The organism is Glycomyces amatae (genome assembly GCF_020991375.1).
Taxonomy (GTDB): domain Bacteria; phylum Actinomycetota; class Actinomycetes; order Mycobacteriales; family Micromonosporaceae; genus Glycomyces; species Glycomyces amatae.
Genome location: NZ_JAJLQZ010000003.1, coordinates 299,706 through 318,121 on the forward strand (window position 1 = coordinate 299,706; position 18,416 = coordinate 318,121).

Annotated in this window: 17 protein-coding genes; 8 read left to right on the forward strand and 9 right to left on the reverse strand. The window is 71.0% G+C overall.

The annotated features are described in order from the left end of the window. Positions 1-79 precede the first annotated feature (79 nt). The 3 genes from LO763_RS06505 to LO763_RS06515 all read left to right on the forward strand — a co-directional run bounded on the left by LO763_RS06505 (position 80) and on the right by LO763_RS06515 (position 2,593). Positions 80-1,276: an NAD(P)/FAD-dependent oxidoreductase gene (locus LO763_RS06505; RefSeq protein WP_230601151.1), complete on the forward strand. Its 1,197-nt coding sequence runs from the start codon at positions 80-82 to the stop codon at positions 1,274-1,276. A 120-nt stretch (positions 1,277-1,396) separates the two neighbouring features. Beyond that, positions 1,397-2,263 carry a hypothetical protein gene (locus tag LO763_RS06510; protein WP_230601152.1) on the forward strand — a complete coding sequence of 289 codons (867 nt, stop codon included), beginning with the start codon at positions 1,397-1,399 and terminating at the stop codon, positions 2,261-2,263. Between the two features lie 3 nt (positions 2,264-2,266). Then, complete coding sequence (locus LO763_RS06515; protein WP_230601153.1) at positions 2,267-2,593, forward strand: hypothetical protein; 327 nt, start codon at positions 2,267-2,269, stop codon at positions 2,591-2,593. Positions 2,594-2,639: 46 nt separating this feature from the next. Here LO763_RS06515 and hisS read toward each other — a convergent pair whose 3' ends face one another. Both hisS and LO763_RS06525 read right to left on the reverse strand, forming a co-directional pair. After that, positions 2,640-3,965 (reverse strand): histidine--tRNA ligase, encoded by a 1,326-nt coding sequence (gene hisS / locus LO763_RS06520; protein WP_230601154.1) that lies wholly within the window; start codon positions 3,963-3,965, stop codon positions 2,640-2,642. Positions 3,966-4,019: 54 nt separating this feature from the next. After that, a complete protein-coding gene (locus LO763_RS06525) occupies positions 4,020-4,691 on the reverse strand; it encodes an MBL fold metallo-hydrolase (RefSeq protein WP_369431935.1) in 672 nt (223 codons plus the stop codon). A 163-nt stretch (positions 4,692-4,854) separates the two neighbouring features. Between LO763_RS06525 and LO763_RS06530 the strand changes: the two genes are divergently transcribed. From LO763_RS06530 to LO763_RS06545, 4 genes are all read left to right on the forward strand, one after another. Further along, entirely contained in the window at positions 4,855-5,196 is a 342-nt protein-coding gene (locus LO763_RS06530) for a hypothetical protein (RefSeq protein ID WP_230601156.1), read from the forward strand. 32 nt (positions 5,197-5,228) lie between these two features. Next, on the forward strand, positions 5,229-6,125 hold the full coding sequence (locus LO763_RS29640) for a peptidylprolyl isomerase (RefSeq protein WP_369431926.1): 897 nt from the start codon (positions 5,229-5,231) through the stop codon (positions 6,123-6,125). A 102-nt stretch (positions 6,126-6,227) separates the two neighbouring features. Beyond that, on the forward strand, positions 6,228-8,600 hold the full coding sequence (locus LO763_RS06540) for a RelA/SpoT family protein (RefSeq protein ID WP_439650268.1): 2,373 nt from the start codon (positions 6,228-6,230) through the stop codon (positions 8,598-8,600). A gap of 81 nt (positions 8,601-8,681) precedes the next feature. Continuing rightward, positions 8,682-9,161: a hypothetical protein gene (locus LO763_RS06545; RefSeq protein ID WP_230601157.1), complete on the forward strand. Its 480-nt coding sequence runs from the start codon at positions 8,682-8,684 to the stop codon at positions 9,159-9,161. A gap of 10 nt (positions 9,162-9,171) precedes the next feature. Here LO763_RS06545 and LO763_RS06550 read toward each other — a convergent pair whose 3' ends face one another. The 3 genes from LO763_RS06550 to LO763_RS06560 all read right to left on the reverse strand — a co-directional run bounded on the left by LO763_RS06550 (position 9,172) and on the right by LO763_RS06560 (position 13,105). Then, positions 9,172-10,134 (reverse strand): TIGR03885 family FMN-dependent LLM class oxidoreductase, encoded by a 963-nt coding sequence (locus LO763_RS06550; protein ID WP_230601158.1) that lies wholly within the window; start codon positions 10,132-10,134, stop codon positions 9,172-9,174. 54 nt (positions 10,135-10,188) lie between these two features. After that, positions 10,189-11,817, reverse strand: a complete 1,629-nt coding sequence (locus tag LO763_RS06555; RefSeq protein WP_230601159.1) for an alpha-amylase family protein — start codon at positions 11,815-11,817, stop codon at positions 10,189-10,191. 76 nt (positions 11,818-11,893) lie between these two features. Further along, on the reverse strand, positions 11,894-13,105 hold the full coding sequence (locus tag LO763_RS06560) for an FAD-dependent oxidoreductase (RefSeq protein ID WP_230601160.1): 1,212 nt from the start codon (positions 13,103-13,105) through the stop codon (positions 11,894-11,896). 144 nt (positions 13,106-13,249) lie between these two features. Between LO763_RS06560 and LO763_RS06565 the strand changes: the two genes are divergently transcribed. Then, positions 13,250-13,450: a hypothetical protein gene (locus LO763_RS06565; protein WP_230601161.1), complete on the forward strand. Its 201-nt coding sequence runs from the start codon at positions 13,250-13,252 to the stop codon at positions 13,448-13,450. Between the two features lie 76 nt (positions 13,451-13,526). On the opposite strand, the gene secF is transcribed toward LO763_RS06565, so the two are convergent. From secF to ruvB, 4 genes are all read right to left on the reverse strand, one after another. Then, a complete protein-coding gene (gene secF, locus LO763_RS06570) occupies positions 13,527-14,729 on the reverse strand; it encodes a protein translocase subunit SecF (RefSeq protein WP_230601162.1) in 1,203 nt (400 codons plus the stop codon). Between the two features lie 9 nt (positions 14,730-14,738). Further along, positions 14,739-16,592 carry a protein translocase subunit SecD gene (secD, locus tag LO763_RS06575; protein WP_230601163.1) on the reverse strand — a complete coding sequence of 618 codons (1,854 nt, stop codon included), beginning with the start codon at positions 16,590-16,592 and terminating at the stop codon, positions 14,739-14,741. Positions 16,593-16,770: 178 nt separating this feature from the next. Continuing rightward, positions 16,771-17,232, reverse strand: a complete 462-nt coding sequence (yajC, locus tag LO763_RS06580) for a preprotein translocase subunit YajC (protein ID WP_230601164.1) — start codon at positions 17,230-17,232, stop codon at positions 16,771-16,773. 101 nt (positions 17,233-17,333) lie between these two features. Further along, positions 17,334-18,410 carry a Holliday junction branch migration DNA helicase RuvB gene (ruvB, locus tag LO763_RS06585; protein ID WP_230601165.1) on the reverse strand — a complete coding sequence of 359 codons (1,077 nt, stop codon included), beginning with the start codon at positions 18,408-18,410 and terminating at the stop codon, positions 17,334-17,336. Positions 18,411-18,416 lie beyond the last annotated feature (6 nt).

The window sequence follows — 18,416 nt, forward strand, 5'->3', positions numbered from 1 at the left end:
GGCATCACGCAGGAGCCCTGTCAGGTTTCGCGTCCCCGTCCGGTTCAAGACGTGAACCCATCCAGACGGGAGCACGGAAATGAAGCACCGCATCATCGTCCTCGGCGCCGGCTACACCGGGGCCGTCGCCGCCGGGCGCCTCGCCAGGCGGCTCCACGCCGACGACGTCCGCATCACGCTCGTCAACGCCGAACCCGACTTCGTCGAGCGGGTCCGCCTGCACCAGGTGGCCGCCGGCCAGGACCTCAAGCCCCGCCCGCTCGCCGAGATGTTCGCGGGCACCGGCGTCGAGGTGCGGCTCGCGAAGGTCACCGCCGTGGACGCCGACCGCAGGAGCGTCGCGGTCGTCGACACCGACGGGAACGCCGAGCTCGAGTACGACACGCTCGTCTACGCCCTCGGCAGCCGCTCGGACGACCACGGTGTCCCGGGCGTCGCCGAGCACGCCTACGAGGTCGCGAGCCGCCCCGGGGCGCTGCGCCTGCGCGAGCGGCTGGCGCGCCTGGACGCGGGGAGCGCGGTCGCCGTCGTCGGCGGCGGCCTCACCGGCATCGAGGCGGCCACCGAGTTCGCCGAGGCGCGGCCCGACCTGAAGATCGCCCTGGTCGCCCGCGGCGGCCTCGGCGACTGGGTCTCGCCGAAGGGCCGGTCGCACCTGCGGAAGGTCTTCAAAGGACTCGGGATCGCCGTCCACGAGCACGCCGACGTCGCCGAAGTGGGGGCCGACGCGGTCGCCACGGCCGGCGGCGAGGCGATCCCGGCCCAGGTCACCGTGTGGACCACGGGTTTCACGGTCCACCCGATCGCGCGGGCGAGCGGTGTGGAGGTCACCGCGAGCGGCCAAATCGTGGTCGACGGGTCCATGGCCTCGGTCTCGCACCCGGACGTGTACGCGGTCGGCGACGCGGCCTACGCCATGGGCAGCACCGGTGAGCCGCTGCGGATGTCGTGCGCCTCGGGCACGCCCATGGCCTGGCAGGCCGCCGACGCGATCGCGGCCCGCCTGACCGACGGAAGGCTCCCGCACGCGCCGCTGCGCTATTTCAACCAGTGCATCAGCCTGGGCCGCAAGGAGGGCCTCATCCAGTACGTGACCGCCGACGACACGGCCAGGGCCGCCTCGCTGCGGGGCCGCACGGCCGCGGTCTACAAGGAGCTGGTCTGCAAGGGCGCGGCCTGGGGCGTCGCCAACCCGCTGTTCGGCATGCCGGTGCGGCGCAGGAGCATCCGGGCCGCACGGACGGAGGCGGACTCGACCGTCGAGGCCCACGCCTGAGCGAACCGCGGGCTTCGCACCCGCCGCGAATACGGCGGGTGTGAAGTCCATCGCTTACGAGGGTCGACCGATCCCTTACGGGGCCTTGGGTTGTCGCAGGCGATTCGTAGCGTTGCGCGGGTGACCACCAATGTGCACGACACGCCGCTGAAGCTCTGCCGGGCGCGGCCGCGGTTCGCCGTCGAGCTCGCGGAGATGCTCGATCTCGCGCTCCCGGCCTACAGCGAAGTACTCCCCTACTCCGAATCGGCGACCGATGTCGAAGTACGCGACCTGAACGCCGACAACGTGGTCGTCTGCCGCGAAGGCGACCAGAACCGGCTCGGCATCATCGTCGAAGTCCAGCGGGGGAAGGACAAGGACAAGCTGTTCTCCTGGCCCGCCTATCAAGCGAACATCCGCCACCGGATCCAAGCGCCGGTACTGCTGATCGTGATCTGTCCGAGGCCCTCAGTGGCCGCATGGGCGACCGAGCCGATCGAGACCGGGCAGCCCGGGAGCGACTTCCGAGCACTGGTGCTCGGTTCGGCTAACTATCCGAAGCTCACCGAGCCGTCGGGGACGGGCGAACTCGCCGAACGCATGGTGCTCGGCACCCTGATCCACGAGCACGCGGAGGAGATCGAGCAACTCCTCACCGCCGTGGAGGAGGAGCTCGCGTCGCGCCCGGAGGAAGTGGCCAAACGATACACTGAGTACATGTTGGGGCAGCTCAGCCAGCAACCCCGCGCAATCCTGGAGGCCCTGATGCAGCACGAGACGTACCCGTACCAGAGCAAGCTCCTCGCCGACCGCGAGGCCCGGGGCAAAGCCGAGGGCAGGGTCGAGGAGGCCATTGAGATGCTGCTGGCCATCATCGAGACGCGCGGACTGCGGATCACCGAGAACGAGCGTCGCCGCATTGAAGACTGCGGAGACCTGGCTCAGCTTCGGGCTTGGGGGAAGCTCTCGATCACCGCTCGTTCCGCGGCCGACATCTTCGGATGAGCCGTGACCGACACCGACGAACAGATGCTCATGGCGTTGATGGAGAGCAAACCTGACCTCTACCAGAGCAAACTCCTGCTCGAACGCGAAGCAAGAGGTTTCGACCTGGGCAGAGTCCGAGGCAGGGCCCAAGGAACCGCCGAAGCATTGGTCCAGGTGATCCTCACTCGCGGTCGAAAAATCACCGACGAGGAACGAAGCAAGATATACACCTGCGACGATGTCGCCCAACTCTTGGAATGGGTCAGGCGCGCCGCCGGACTCCCGTCAATGGCCGACGTCCTGGAATCCGACATCGTGGGTTACAACAACACCGTGCTACGCCGGTAGGCTCCGATACGCGGGAGCGGGCGCCCTTCGGGCGCCCGCTCCCGCGTCATTCGGCGGTGATGCGCGGGTACAGGTCCTGGACCGGGGGCTCCCAGGTGTCGGCGTCGACGGTCACCTGGTCGCCGGAGCGGATATCCTTGATCTGGGTGCCCTCCTCGTTCGTGAAGAGGACGAAGGGGATGCCGCGCTTGTCGGCGAACTTGATCTGCTTGCCGAACTTCGCGGCCGAGGGCGAGACCTGCGTCGGGATCCCGCGGCGGCGCAGCCGCTGGGCCAGCGCGTTCGCCTCGGGGCGCCCGTCCTCGTCGGCGAGCGCCACGAGCACGCAGGTGGGCACCTCGCGGGTCGCGTCGAGGCTCCCGGCCTGGAGCAGGGGCACCAGGAGGCGCGAGACGCCGATGGACAGGCCCACGCCCGGGTAGGTGTTCTTGCCGTCGGAGGCGAGCCTGTCGTAGCGGCCGCCGGAGCAGATCGAGCCGAGGTGCTCCCGGCCCTCGATGAAGACCTCGTAGACGGTGCCGGTGTAGTAGTCGAGGCCGCGGGCGATCTTCATGTCCGCGACGATGAAGCCCGGCGCCTCCTTCGCCACGGCGTCGACCACCGCGGCGAGCTCGGTCAGGCCCTCCTCGAGCAGCGGGTCCTCGACGCCGAGCGCGCGGACCTCGTCCGCGAACGAGGTGTCGGCGGCGCTGATCGACGCGAGCCTGAGGCACGCCTCGGCCTGCTCGGGGGTCGCGTCGACGCCGTCGATGAGGAGCTTCGCGACCGCGTCGGGGCCGATCTTGTCGAGCTTGTCGATGATCCGCAGCGCCTCGTCGGTGTCGGCGATGCCGATGCCCCGGTAGAAGCCCTGGGAGAGCTTGCGGTTGTTGACGTGCATCCGCACCTTCGGGATCGGCAGCCCCCGGAGCGCGTCGGCGATGACGAGGGCGACCTCGACCTCGTAGTGCGCGGGCAGCTCGCCCTGGTCGACGATGTCGACGTCGGCCTGCCAGAACTCGCGGTAGCGGCCGCCCTGCGGGCGCTCGCCGCGCCAGACCGGCTGGATCTGGTAGCGGCGGAACGGGAAGTTGAGCTTCCCGGCGTTCTCGAGGACGTACCGGGCGAAGGGCACGGTCAGGTCGAAGTGCAGGCCCAGCTCGGCGTCGCCCGTGTCGTTCGCGTCGGCCTGGAGGCGGCGCAGCACGTAGACCTCCTTGGAGGTCTCGCCCTTGCGCAGCAGCTGGTCCATCGGCTCGACGGCGCGGGTCTGGAGGTTCCCGAAGCCGTGCAGCTCGAACACGCGGCTCAGATGGTCGACGACCTGCTGCTCGACGATCCGCTGCCGGGGCAGCAGTTCGGGGAAGCCCGAGAGCGGCTGAGGTCGTGACATGGGTGTCTCCTGGATTCGATCGAATATCGGAAGGAAGAGCGGACGGCCGCGCGGCTAATGGCCCGCGGCCGCCCGCTTCAGGTACGGGTTGCGGGCGCGCTCGGCCGCGATGGTGGTGCCGGGCCCGTGGCCGGGCAGTACGACCGTGGCGTCGTCCAGCGGGAGGACCTTGCGCCGCAGGCTGTCGAACATGGCCGCTTCGCTGCCGCCGGGCAGGTCGGTGCGGCCGATCGCGCCGCGGAAGAGCACGTCGCCGGTGAGCGTGTAGGCCGCCTCGCCGTCCGCGGTATGGAACATGGCCGAGCCGGCGGTGTGGCCGGGGGCGTGGTCGACGGTGAAGCGCAGCCCGGCGAGCTCCATGACGCCGCCGTCGGCGAGGGGCTGCACGTCGTCGGGCTCGGTCCACTCCAGACCGGTGCCCACGAGCGACATCATGTTCGCGCTGAAGCCCTGGGCGGGGTCGGCGAGCAGGTGGGCGTCGTCGGTGTGGATGTACGCGGGCACGTCGTTCGCGCCGCACACGGGCGTGACCGAGAAGGTGTGGTCGAGGTGCCCGTGCGTCAGCACGACGGCGACGGGCTTGAGGCCGCGGTCGGCGAGCAGGTCGTCGAGGCGGGGGGCGATGCCGATGCCGGGGTCGACGACCACGCACTCGGAGCCGGGGCCGGCGGACAGCACGTAGCAGTTCGTGCCGAACGCGTCAGCCACCAGCGTCTCGATGAGCACCCGCTCCCCCTTCTCCGTCGCGGGCTCAGGATACACGGGGCATCCTGCGGTGATGCGTCTGACTTCACCCGGTTAGACTGCGGAACTCGTACCCCCCGTATCGAGTCGCAACCGTGTTACGACTCGCATGCGACGCCGAGACCGGTCATAAGTAGGAGGCCAGGTGCCCGCCAAGTCCAAGCACATGGAGCAGCGCAAGCAGCGCATCGCGAACGCGAAGAAGAACGCGCGACTCGCGGGCAGGCTGCGCCGCCGGCGCCGGCTCCAGGCGCTCGGGGGGCTGCTCGCGATCAGTGCCGTGCTGACCCTGGCCTACCTGTGGCAGTCCGGTTTCTTCGAGGACGAGGAGCCCGCCGCCGAGGAGACGCCCACCTCCGAGGTGACCGAGAGCCCCGCCGCCGAAGTCACCGAGTCGGCCCCGGCCGACTCGACCGAGACCCCCACCGCGGAGTCCGGTGAGACCTCCCCCGAGGCGACCGACGAGACCACTACCGAGACCGAGTAAGCACCCCTTAACCGCGCGAAGGAGATCCGACGGTGGCGTCGAAACAAGCCCAGCGCCTGGCCGCCCGGCAGCAGCTGCAACAGCGCATGAGCGCCAAGGCCCAGGAAGAGAAGCACAAGCGCACCGTCGGCTGGGCCGTCGGCGGCGTCGCCGCCCTGGTCGCCCTCGTGCTCCTCTCCTGGGGCGCGGTCGTCTGGCTCGGCGGCGACGACGAGGAGGCCGGCGGCCCCGACGGCGACATGGCGGCCCTGGTCGACGCCGCCGAGGAGGCCTCGGCCCGCTGCGACGGCGTCGAGCCCAGCGGCGAAGGCGAGGTCGGCACCCCCGCCGAGGGCCTGACGGACGGCCGCCCGGCCCAGGACGTCTACCTCGAGTGCGTCCAGATGAGCACCCCGGACGCCTCGTCCGCCGAGTCGTGCACGTACACCTCCGCCGACGGCGTCAGCGAGACGCCGCAGCCCCGGCAGCCCGCGGCCGGGACGCAGGAGATGACGGTCGTGACCAACCTGGGCACGATCACCGCCGACATCGACACCGCGGGGGCACCGTGCACCGCCGGCTCCTTCACGTTCCTGGCGATGCAGGGCTACTTCGACGACCAGCAGTGCCACCGGCTCACCACCGACGGCATCTGGGTCCTCCAATGCGGTGACCCCGACGCTCGCGCCGCGATCGAGGCCGGCACCCCCGAGATGGCCGGCGCGGGCTCGCCCGGCTACTCGTTCGCGGAGGAGAACCTGCCGGTCGAGGCCGAGGGCAACTACCCTGCGGGAACCCTCGCGATGGCGAACGCGGGCGCCGGCACCACCGGCAGCCAGCTCTTCATCGTCTACGAGGACACGACGCTCCCGGCGGACTACACGATCCTGGGGCAGGTCACGTCCGGCCTGGACATCGTCGAGCAGGTGGCGGCCGCGGGCGCGATGTAGGCGTGGGCGCCGTCGCAGCGATCGGTGGCGAATCCGACAGCGCCGCCCGGCTAGGATTGGGGTCGAAGCTCTGTTGAGCTTTGCAGCGGCGCTGAACGCCGTGTGGAGACCGAGGAGGCGTGCGTGGTGACCGAGCGAGCCGCGGCGGGCAAGTCCGCCGACGCCGCGCCGACCTCGGGCGGCCCCACCGGGCCCCCGACCGGCCGGCGCATGAGGGCGCGGCTGGCGCGCTTCAACGCGCCGTGGCAGTCCTCCCAGCTCCCCGAGGTCCTCGAACCCCTGGTGGCCGCCCACCGGGCGGCCCACCCGCGCGCCGACGTGCGGCTGCTCCAGCAGGCGTACACGCGGGCGGAGGAGCTGCACACGGGGCAGTTCCGCAAGTCCGGCGACCCGTACATCACGCACCCGCTGGCGGTCGCCTCGATCCTGGCCGAGCTGGGCATGGACACGAACACGCTCGTGGCCGCGCTCCTGCACGACACGGTCGAGGACACCGACTACGAGCTGGACGAGCTCGCCGCCGAGTTCGGCGGCGAGGTCGCGCTCCTGGTCGACGGCGTCACCAAGCTCGACAAGGTCAAGCTCGGGGACGCGGCGAAGGCCGAGACCATCCGCAAGATGGTCGTGGCGATGGCGAAGGACCCGCGCGTCCTGGTCATCAAGCTCGCCGACCGGCTGCACAACATGCGGACCCTGACGTTCCTGCCGCCCGAGAAGCAGGAGCAGAAGGCCCGCGAGACCCTCGAGATCCTCGCTCCCCTGGCCCACCGCCTGGGCATGAACACCATCAAGTGGGAGCTGGAGGACCTGTCCTTCGCGACGCTGTACAAGAAGCGGTACGCGGAGATCGCGCGCCTGGTCTCGGAGCACTCCCCGCAGCGGGAGATGCTGCTCCAGCAGGTCATAGCGCAGGTCAAGGACCACCTGAAGGAGTCGCGCACCCGCGCGGAGGTGTCGGGCCGCCCGAAGCACCTGTACTCGATCTACCAGAAGATGATCGTGCGCGGCCGCGACTTCAACGACATCTACGATCTGGTGGGCCTGCGCATCCTGGTCGAGAACGAGCGGGACTGCTACGCGGCCCTCGGTGTGATCCACGCGAACTGGCAGCCGGTGCCGGGGCGCTTCAAGGACTACATCGCGATGCCGAAGTTCAACATGTACCAGTCGCTGCACACCACGGTGATCGGCCCGAACGGCAAGCCCGTCGAGATGCAGATCCGCACGTGGGCGATGCACCGCACCGCCGAGTACGGCATCGCCGCGCACTGGAAGTACAAGGAGACCAAGAACTCGACCGTGGCCGGTCCCCCGGCGCACATCGACGACATGGCGTGGCTGCGCCAGCTCCTGGACTGGCAGCGGGAGGCCGCCGACCCGTCGGAGTTCCTGGACGCGCTCCGGTTCGACCTGGCCTCCTCCGAGGCGTACGTGTTCACGCCCAAGGGCGACGTGATCGCCCTCCCGGCGGGCTCGACGCCGGTGGACTTCGCGTACGCCGTGCACACCGAGGTCGGCAACCGCTGCATCGGCGCGCAGGTCAACGGCAAGATCGTGCCGCTGGAGTCGACGCTGTCGAACGGCGACGTGGTCGAGGTGTTCACCTCGAACTCCGAGAACGCGACGCCGAGCGAGGACTGGCTCGGGTTCGTCAAGAGCCCGCGCGCCCGCACGAAGATCAAGCAGCACTTCAAGCGCGAGCGCCGCGAAGAGGCCATCGAGCTGGGCAAGGACGAGCTGACGCGGGCGATGCGCAAGCGGCGCCTGCCGATGCAGCGGATGCTCACGCACGACAACCTGACGTCGCTGGCGAAGGACCTGAACCTCAAGGACGTCGAGGCGCTGTACGCGGCCCTGGGCGAGCACCACATCTCCCCCTCGTCGGTCGTGCAGCGGCTGCTGGAGGTCCAGGGCGGGGCCGAGGGCGCCACCGAGGACATGGCCGAGGCCACGGCCCCGACGCAGCCGGCGCGGATCGTCCCCGAGGCGCACGGCGACATCCACGCCGCGGTGTCCGTCGCGGGGATGGAGGAGGGCGAGATGCCGGTGCGCCTGGCGCACTGCTGCAACCCGATCCCGGGCGACTCGATCATCGGCTTCGCGACGCGGTACCACGTGATCTCGGTGCACCGCCGGGACTGCGAGAACGCCGAGGAGCGCATCGAGCTCCAGCCGGACCGGGTCCTGGAGGTGCACTGGTCGCACGAGGAGGACCAGGCGACGTTCGTGGCGACCGTGCAGGTCGAGGCGTTGGACCGCCACCGGCTGCTCGCGGACGTCACGCAGGTGCTGTCGGGCGAGCGGGTGTCGATCCTGTCGGCCACGGTCACCACGACGAGGGACCGGGTCGCGCTGTCGCGCTTCACGTTCGAGATGGCGACGCCGGAGCACCTGGAGCACCTGGTCAAGGTCATCCGCAAGATCGACGGTGTCTACGACGCCTACCGCCTGACGGGCGCCGAGCGGACGAGCTAGCCGATCGCCCGGCTTGAGGCGGTGAGCGGGGCTCGCAGTATGGTGTCCCCGTTCCCTACCAGTGCGATGGAAGGCCAGGCCTTGACGGATCTCTCTGCATTCAACGACGACGAGCGCGCCCGGATCATCGAGGCCCCTGGCGTGGTGATGAAGGGGGCGATCGTCGCCGACGGGTCGAAGAACGCGATCGCGTTCCTCAAGGAGGTCACCGCGGGCGCGAAGGTGTTCCGCGAGGCCCAGCGCCACACGAATCCGCTGGTGAAGGCCGTCGCGCTCGAGCTGAAGGGCCGCGGGGACACGGTGGAGAGGGACCGGGAGCTCCCCTTCACCGACGAGGCCATGACCGTCGCCCTCAAGGAGGCGGAGGGGGCCGTGGCCCTGCTCCGGGAGCGGGGCGACGCGGCGGACGCCGAGGCGTACGCCGACTGGCTCCTGCGCCTCGCCACCGAGATCGCGCGGGCCGTCCGGTCCAAGGAGGCCGGGTTCTTCAGCAGGAAGGTCGACATCTCCGAAGGAGAGCGGGTCTTCATCGAGCAGCTCAAGGCCGCCGTGGGCCGCTGAGCGGCCGGATTCAGGCCGTGGGCGCGAACTGCGGGAGGACGTGTTCGCCGAAGGCCTCGATGAACCGCTCCTGGTCGCGGCCCACCTGGTGGAGGTAGACGCGTTCGAAGCCCAGTTCGGCGTAGGAGGCCAGCGCCTCGGCGTGCCTGCCGGTGTCGGCCGAGACGAGGACCGCGTCGTTCAGCGCGTCGGCGGGCACGTGCGCGCAGGCGGCGTCGAACTGCTCGGGCAGCTCCAGTTCCTGGCTCAGTTCGGGCGGCAGCGCGACGAACCGCCACTGCTCGAGCGCCGCGGCCCTGGCGCGCTCCTCGTCGGCGGCCCAGGAGACGTGCGCCTGGAGGTGGAGCGGCCCTTCGCCGCCGCCGTCGCGGAAGGCGCCGACGATGTCCCGGAGCCGCTCGTGCGGGGCGTTGACGGTGATGAGCCCGTCGGCCCAGGCGGCGACCTCGCGGGCCGTGCGCGGCGTGAGGGCGGCCGCGAACAGCGGCGGCGGCGCCTCGGGCCTGGTGTAGAGGTGCGCGGTCCGCACGGTGACGCGCCCGTCGTGGTCGACGGTCTCGCCGTCCAGGAGGCGGCGCACGATGTCCGCGCATTCGCGCAGGCGCGCGTTGCGCTCGGCCTTGCGGGGCCAGTGGGCGCCGGTGACGTGCTCGTTGAGGGCCTGGCCGCTGCCGAGCGCGGGCGTCAGGCGCCCGGGGAAGAGCTCTTCGACCGTGGCGATCGCCTGCGCGGTGACGGCCGGGTGGTAGCGGTTCCCGGGGGCGGTGACGACGCCGAACGGGACGCTCGTGGCGCTCATCGCGGCGCCCAGCCAGGTCCAGGCGAAGCCCGACTCGCCCTGGTCGGCGCTCCAGGGCGCGAAGTGGTCGGAGGAGAGGACCGCGTCGAATCCGGCGGTCTCCGCGGCGGCGGCGAGCGCCGCGAGCCGCGAGGGCGGGAACTGCTCGTGCGAGGCGTGGAATCCGATCTCCATCGTGTGCTCCAAACGCCGGGCCGGAGGGGGCGGCCCTCCTGCGGCCCGGTCGGGTTACTTGAAGATGTGGTTGCGGGGCCGCAGCCACCGGTATCCGTGGCCGTTGAGCCGCAGTGAGGGCCGGTCGTCCTCCTCGGGCGGGTACTCGGCGTCGGCGAGGACGTCGACGAGGTCGTGCAGGTCCTCGTCGGGGATCGCGACCTCGACCTCCTCGCCGCCGAGGTTGACGAGGGTGACGGCGATGCCGTCGCGGTCGTCCTCGTGGCGGAGCGCGACCACCGAGGGCCGCCCGGTGTCGATGACGCTGTGGCGGCCGAAGCCGATCGCGGTGAGGCCGTGCCTGCTGCGGACCATGTCGCCGATCCTGGCGAGGAGGCTGCCTGAGCGCCGCTGCTGGTCGTAGACGTTGACGCGGTCGTAGGCGAAGGGGCCGTCCTTCACGACGCCGGCGACGAGGCGGTCGGGCGGGGCCGAGGAGAACCCGGCGTTCTCGTCGGAGGACCACTGCATGGGGACGCGCACGGACAGGCGCTCGTTGCGGGACAGGTCGTCGCCCATGCCGATCTCGTCGCCGTACTGGAGGACGGGCGCGCCCGGTAGGGACAGGAGCAGGGCGTGGGCGGCGGCGATCCGCCGCTCGTCGCCGCCGAGCATCGGCGCGAGCCGGCGGCGGATGCCGCGGCCGTAGGCGCGCATGGTCTCGTCGGGCGCGAAGGTGTCCATGACCGTCTCCCGGTCGGCCTCGCCGAGCCGCTCGAGGTCGAGTTCGTCGTGGTTGCGCAGCCAGTTCGCGTACTGGCCGAGGCGGGGCGGCTGGGGCATGTCGCGCAGGGCCTTGTGGATCGGCTCGGCCTCGCCGGTGGCGAGGGACAGGAACACCTGGTTGTTCATCCAGAAGTTCAGCAGCATGGTCAGGCCGTCGCCGTCGAGGAAGTAGTCGTCGTACTCGTCGAGGGGGACGTCGACCTCCCCCAGGAGCACGGCCTCGGGCTGGCGCAGCATGACGAACTCGCGCATCTCGCGCAGCAGGTCGGCCCCGCCGCCGGGCTCGGCGGCCTCGGCGCCGTGCACCATGTAGGGGATCGCGTCGGTCCGGAAGCCGGAGACGCCCAGTCGCAGCCAGAACCGCATGATGTCCCGGATCTCCTCGCGCACGGCGGGGTTCGCGAAGTTGAGGTCGGGCTCGTGCGCGTAGAAGACGTGCCGGTAGTACTGGCCGGCGGTCTCGTCCCAGGTCCAGATGCCGTCCTCGACCGTGGGGAAGATCGGCTCCAGCCCGTCGTCGCGGGGCTCGTCGGACCAGATGTAGTAGTCGCGGTAGGGCGAGTCGCGGTCGGCGCGGGCCTCCTGGAACCAGCGGTGCTGGTCGGAGGTGTGCTGGACGACGAGGTCCAGGACGACGCGGATGCCGTACGCCTCGGCCGCCTCCAGCAGCTCCACGGCGTCGGGGAGGGTTCCCAGGCGGGGGTCCACTCCGAGGTGGTCGGTGACGTCGTAGCCGCCGTCGCGGAACGGCGAGTGGTAGAACGGCAGGAGCCACAGGCAGGTGACGCCGAGGCCGCGGAGGTGGTCGAGCCGCTGCGTGACGCCGCGCAGGTCCCCCCATCCGTCGGCGTTGGAGTCGTGGAACATCGCCGGGTCGACGGCGTAGATGACGGCGTTGCGGTACCACAGTGGTTGCACGGCGCTCCCCTCGTCGGTCGCGGCCCCTCGGAGGCCGCGGACGGATGCCCGGAGCGCCGCGCCGTGAAACCTCGTCTCAGGCCGCCGCGTCCCAGTCGATGCGGTACTCGTACTGCCAGGCGGACTTCTCGGGGGTCGCGAAGCGCTCCATGACGAACGGCATGACCGCGTCCCTGATGCGCGCGGCGATCGGGCCCGCGGCCTTGGACTGGTTGGTGCGGGCCGCCGCGGCGATGATGCGCTCGACCCGGCCGCGCCGCCGCCGCGTGTAGGCGGCGAAGGCCTCCTCGACCGGGAGGTCCCGCAGGCACCGGGCCAGTTCGACCGCGGACTCGGCCGCGAGGCTCGCGCCCTGGCCGGAGGAGGGCGAGGTGGCGTGGGCGGCGTCGCCGATGAGCGCGATGCGGCCCTTCGACCAGACCGGGACGTGCGGGACGTCCTCCAGCGGCGAGGGCGTGGTGAACCCCTCGGGCGTCACGTGGTCGAGGATCTGGAGCGCCGGGCCCGCGTCGTCGGCGAAGGCCTCCCGCATCCGCCGCATCCACTCGTCGAACCCGGTGGCGCGCAGTGCGTCCCGGTCGAGCCGCTTGACCGGCATGTTCGCGAACCAGCTGGCGTGGTCGCCGTGGACGACGTAGCCGAAGAAGGCGCGGCGGCCGAAGACGAAGTGCCAGGCGCCGCCGGTGTCGGGCACGCCGGTGCCGTCCACGTAGCCGCCGAGGCCGATCAGGCCCGTGTAGCGGGGGACGGGGGCGGCCGGGTCGATCCGGGAGCGCACCGTCGAGCGGATGCCGTCGCAGCCGATCAGGACGTCGGCCTCGGCGGTCGTGTGGTCGTCGAACTGGGCGATGACGCTGTGGCCGGTGTCGACCGCGTCCGCGAAACGCTTCCCGAAGCGGAACTCGATCCCCTGGTCGGCGGCCGTGCGCTGGAGGGCGTCCACGAGGGCGCCGCGCGGCAGCGTGACGCGGGGCGGCAGTCCCGGCAGGTCGTCCATCGAGGCGAGGACCTTGCCGGTGCCGCTCTGGATGATCATGCGCGGGGTGACCCACCCGGCGTCCCGGACGGCCTTGTCGGCGCCGACGGTCGCCAGGGCGTTCTGGCCGTTGGAGGCGAGCGTGATGGCGCCGCCGCGGCTGCCGGTGCCGGGCGCGTAGGGCTCGTACACGACGGCCTCGATACCGGCCTTGCGCAGGGCCATCGCGGCCACGGGGCCCGCCACGCCGCCGCCGGCGACGATCGCGGTGCGGGCGCGGCGGGGGCTGCTGGGTTGCGGTGTGCTCATCATGGGGGCGACGGTACGGAGCGGTCGGGGCCCGCCGCGTCATCCCGGGGTAGCGTTCGGGCGTCGACCCGGGATGTACGCCAAAACGCTGCGTGATCGATTCATCACTCATATAGTGATAGCGACTCACACAGGGAGGAAATCACCGTGGGTATGCAGGACAAGTTCAACGAAGCGAAGGACCGGTTCTCCGAGCAGGGCGAGAACGCCCGGGAGAAGGGCGAGGAGCTCTACAACAAGGCCAAGGAGTCCCCGGCCGGGGACAAGGTCCAGGACTTCGCCGACTCGGCGAAGGAGAAGGCTCAGGACGCCGCCGGCAGGATGAAGGGCGAGCGGCGCACGGAGTAGTCGGCTCCGGGAACGAGCCGGGGTGAACGGCGGCGGGCGGACCCATCGGGTCCGCCCGCCGTTTCCGTGCGCCGCGTCAGCGGCGCTTGCGCTTCTTCGAACCGCCCGGCCGCGGGTTCGAACCGCCGGACCGCGAGGCCGACGCCCCGGCCCTGGCCGGCGCGGGCTCCTCGATGAGCTCCAGCGGGAGCTCGTCGGTCTTGGCGAACTCGATACGGTCGTCGTCAGCCGCCGCGGCCTTCGCGGACTTGCGGGCCGGCCGGCCCTCGTCCTCCTCGCCCGCGCGCTTCGCGGCGACCTTCTGGTTGTGCCGCTGGTAGATCGCACTGCGCTCGGCCATGTCGACCAGCCACGGCGCGGCCAGGAAGATCGAGGAGTACGCGCCCACGGCCATGCCGATGAACAGGACGAGCGCGAGGTCCTTCAGGGTGCCGACGCCGAGCAGGCCCACGCCCACGAACAGCAGCGCCGCGACCGGCAGGACGCCGATGATCGAGGTGTTGATCGAGCGCATCAGCGTCTGGTTGATGGCGTCGTTGACGCCCTCGGCGAAGGTCTGGTTGCGCGACTTGAGCAGCTGCGCGGTGTTCTCCTGGACCTTGTCGAAGACCACGACCGTGTCGTAGAGCGAGTAGCCCAGGATGGTCAGCATGCCGACGATGGTCGAGGGCGTGATCTCGAAGCCGACCAGCGCGTAGAAGCCCGCGGTCAGCACCATGTCGTGCAGAAGCGCCGCGATGGCGGCCAGGGCCATGCGCCGCTCGAACCGGATCCAGATGAAGATCGCAACCAGGATCAGGAAGACCACCAGCGCGATGAGGGCCTGCTCCGAGACGGCGGCGCCCCAGGTCGCCGACACCTCGGAGACCGAGATCGCGTCGGTGCCGACGCCGGTCTCGTCCGCGATGGCGGTGCGGACGGCCTCGACCTGGTCGGACTCGAGCTCCCCGACGCGGACGACGTAGGACCGGCCGTCGCCGGTGCCCGCGACCTGGCCGGAGGCCACTTCGGCCCCGGCGCCCTCGACCGCGCCCTCGACGTCCTCGAGCGTCGCCGAGGTGTCGGCGACGGGCACGTTGTACTGGACGCCGCCGGCGAAGTCGATGCCCAGGACGAAGCCCTTGGTGAACATGACGACCGCGAGCGCGGCGATGACCACCGCGGAGGCGATGTAGAACTTCTTGCGGTGCCTGACGAACTGGAAGTCCGTCTCGCCGCGGTACAGCTGGCTGAAGACGTTGGGGCGCTTCTGGCCCTGTTCGGTCTGCTTGGTGCTCATCGGATCTCCTTAAGCCTTCGCGGCCGCATCGCCGGTGGCCGGGGTCGCTTTGGAGTGAAGCCCCGAGAGGTGGACGTTGTTGAGGACCCTGCCCCGGGCCATCCATTCGGCGATCGGGTGGGTGAACACGAACACCACCAGGAGGTCGACGATGGTGGACAGGCCGAGCGTGAAGGCGAAGCCCCGGACCGGGCCGATGGCCAGGATGTACAGGACCACGGCGGAGATGATCGAGACGGCGCTGGCCGACAGGACCGTCCGGCGCGCCCGGACCCAGGCCCGCGGCACGGCCGACCGGGCCGACCGGCCCCCCGCCATCTCCTCCTTGATGCGTTCGAAGTAGACCACGAACGAGTCGGCGGTGATGCCGACGGCGACCACGAAGCCCGCGATGCCCGCGAGGGTCATGGTGAGGCCCATCTGGGAGCCCAGGAGCGCCACCGTCGGGTACAGGATCGCGGCCGCGACGATGAGGCTGCCGAGGACCACGAAGCCGATGATGCGGTAGTAGACGAAGCAGTAGACGATCACCAGGGCGATGCCGATGGCCATCGCGAAGATGCCCGCCTCGAGCTGGTCGACGCCGAGCGTCGCGGTGACCTCGTTGACCGTCTCGACCACGAACGTGGTCGGCAGCGAGCCGAAGTTGAGCTGGTCGGCCAGCTGGTTGGCCTCGGCGGCGGTGAACTCGCCGGAGATCTGCGTCGAGTTGGAGGAGACCTCCTGGATCGTGGGGGCGCTGACGACCTCGTTGTCGAGGACGATCGCGACCTGGGAGCCCAGGCCCTCGTTGGTGAGGGCGCTCCACTTGTCGGCGCCTTCGGAGGAGAACTGGACGTTGACCACGAACTGGTTGAGGTTGGCCTGGTCGGTGCCGACGTCCGCGGTGGTCACGTCCGAGCCGAGCACGGTGGCCGGCTGGAGCAGGTACTTGTACGAGAACGTCAGCGACGGGTCGTCGGCGGTGGCGGGCTCGGGGGCCGAGCACGCGGTCACCTCGACGTCGGGCTGCTGGACGGCGCCGGGCGGGCGGTTGTCGAGCTGCTCGCAGGTGATCTGCGGGACGAAGAACTGGACGTTCGCCGGGAGGAGGGAGACCTCTTCGGGGGTGAGCTCGCCGAACGGCTCGAGCAGGGCCATGGTGGCCTCGTCGGCGGGGGCGGCGGTGAGCGCCTGCGCGGCGGCGGCCGCCTCATCGCCGACCTTCGCCCAGACGTCGTCGATCGTGACGTCGGCGTCGTCGGTGGTCTCGGCCTGGCCCGAACCGGAGGTGTCCTCGGAGGTCGCCTCGCCGGTGGGGGTCTCGCCGTCCTCGGCGCTGGGCGTCTCGCCGGCGTCCTCGGAGGCGGCCTCCTCGGTCGGCGTCTCGGCGGCCTCGTCGGTGGGCTCCTCGGACGGGCTCTCCTCGGCGAGGGCCTCCTCGAGCGCGGAGTAGTCCTCGACCGCGTTGGTGACGAGCCGGAACCGCAGTTCGGCGGGGGCGCCGACGTCACGCAGCGCCTGCTCGTCGACCTCGTCGCCGGCCACGTTGACCACGATGTTCTCGGTGCCCTCGACGTACACCTCGGGCTCGGCGACACCGGTCGAGTTGACGCGGCCCTCGATGATCTGGCGGGCCTGCTCCATGGTCTCGGCCGTGGGGGGGTCGTCCGTGCCCTGCTGGTAGGCCGTGAGCGTCATCGACAGCCCGCCCTGCAGGTCGAGACCGAGCTTCGGCGTCGGGAACTTCCATCCCGCACCCGCCAGCGCGGCCGCCCACAGGATCCCGACCACCAACAGGAGGGCCACGAAGTAGGGGGCGACCGGCAGTCGCTTGCGCTGGATCTTCTTCCGTGGGCGGTCAGCGCCCGTTACTGAAGCCAATGGTCGGTCTCTTCCTCAGAACTCGGATAGGGGTGGGCGCGATGAGGCCCACGCCAGACGGTAGCGGGCGCCGGCCGTCGCGCTCGCGTGTGAGCGCTCCGACCGGAGGGAGTGGGCTCGCACACATACCCTCGGCGGGGCTCATTCTAGGACGGGTGCCTCAAAGGCGGAGAAGGGCCTAGTACTCCTTGCGGTCGGGCTTCCCCGCGTGCTTGTCCTTGCCGTCGCCGTTCTCCTCGGTACCGGCCTCGGGGGCCGCGTCGCGGAGCTTGTCGAGGTCCTCGTCGCTGAGGGTGGCCTCCTCCTCGGAGACGGACTCCTCGGCGGTCTCGGACTCGGCCGGGGTGACGACCTTGGCGATGGCCTGGCGGGCGAAGACGAGGAAGGTGTCGTCGCTGGCCTCGAGGGTGACGGACTCCTCGTCGGAGTCGACGACGGTGCCGTAGAGGCCGCCGATGGTCATGACGCGGGCACCCGGCGCGACCGTGTTCTGCATGTCCTGCTGCTCACGCTGCCGCTTCTTCTGCGGGCGGATCATCACGAAGTACATGAGGGCGATGAAGCCGACGATCATGACGAGGAACATGATGTTCGATCCGCCGGCGCTTTCCTGTGCCAGGACGTCTGCGGTTGCAAGCACGATGGTGCCTTTCGTAGTGGTTGGTCACTGTCTCGATGGGTGACGTGGGCGGAGTCTATCCCGCGTACGGTGACGTTCCGTCCTCGCCTGGTAGGCCAACCCTACGCGTCGCCGGAACCGAACAGCCCTTCGGCGGCCGGGGGGTTCAGGCCGAGGTGGCGCCAGGCCGCCGCGGTGGCGACGCGCCCGCGGGGGGTGCGCGCCAGGAGCCCGGCGCGCACCAGGAACGGCTCGCAGACCTCCTCGACGGTGTCGGACTGCTCCCCCACCGCGACCGCGAGGGTCGACAGGCCGACCGGCCCGCCGTTGAAGGTGCCGGTGAGCGCCCGCAGGACGGCCCGGTCGAGCCGGTCCAGGCCCAGGTCGTCGACGTCGTAGAGGGCGAGCGCCTCGGCGGCGACGGCCGCGGTGATCACCCCGTCGGCCCGCACCTGCGCGAAGTCGCGGACGCGGCGCAGGAGCCGGTTGGCGATCCGGGGCGTCCCGCGCGAGCGCCCGGCGATCTCGGCGGCCCCCGCCGGGGCGATGGCCACGTCGAGGATGCCCGCCGAGCGGGTGACGATCGCCTCCAGCTCGGCGGCGTCGTAGAACTCGAGCTGGCCCAGGAACCCGAAGCGGTCCCGCAGCGGCCCGGTGAGGAGCCCGGCGCGGGTGGTGGCGCCGACGAGCGTGAACGGCTCGAGCTCGAGCGGGATCGCGGTGGCGCCGGGGCCCTTGCCGACGATGACGTCGACGCGGAAGTCCTCCATCGCGGTGTAGAGGAGCTCCTCGGCGGGCCGGGCGATGCGGTGGATCTCGTCGATGAACAGGACCTCGTTCGGGCCGAGGCTCGTGAGGATCGCGGCGAGGTCCCCCGAGCGCTCGATGGCCGGCCCGGAGGTCTGGCGCAGGCCCACGCCGAGCTCGGCGGCGACGATCATGGCCAGGGTGGTCTTGCCGAGGCCGGGCGGGCCCGACAGGAGCAGGTGGTCGGGCGAGGCCCCGCGCCGCCGCGCGCCCTCCAGCAGGAGGCTGATCTGCTCGCGGACGCGGGTCTGGCCGATGACGTCGTCGAGCTTGCCGGGGCGGATGCCCTCCTCGACGAGGCGGTCGAGCTCGGTGGCCTCGGCGGCGGTGAGGGCCGCGTCCCACTCCGCGGGGCTCACGCCGGTCTCGGTGCTGAAGTCTTCTTCTTCCATCGCCCT

Bases quoted from the DNA above. Each gene is read 5' to 3' on its own strand.
- LO763_RS06505 (WP_230601151.1), top strand. From the start codon at position 80: ATGAAGCACCGCATCATCGTCCTCGGCGCCGGCTACACCGGGGCCGTC.
- hisS (WP_230601154.1), bottom strand. From the start codon at position 3,965: ATGTCACGACCTCAGCCGCTCTCGGGCTTCCCCGAACTGCTGCCCCGG.
- LO763_RS06550 (WP_230601158.1), bottom strand. From the start codon at position 10,134: ATGGAGATCGGATTCCACGCCTCGCACGAGCAGTTCCCGCCCTCGCGG.
- LO763_RS06560 (WP_230601160.1), bottom strand. From the start codon at position 13,105: ATGATGAGCACACCGCAACCCAGCAGCCCCCGCCGCGCCCGCACCGCG.
- secF (WP_230601162.1), bottom strand. From the start codon at position 14,729: ATGAGCACCAAGCAGACCGAACAGGGCCAGAAGCGCCCCAACGTCTTC.
- ruvB (WP_230601165.1), bottom strand. From the start codon at position 18,410: ATGGAAGAAGAAGACTTCAGCACCGAGACCGGCGTGAGCCCCGCGGAG.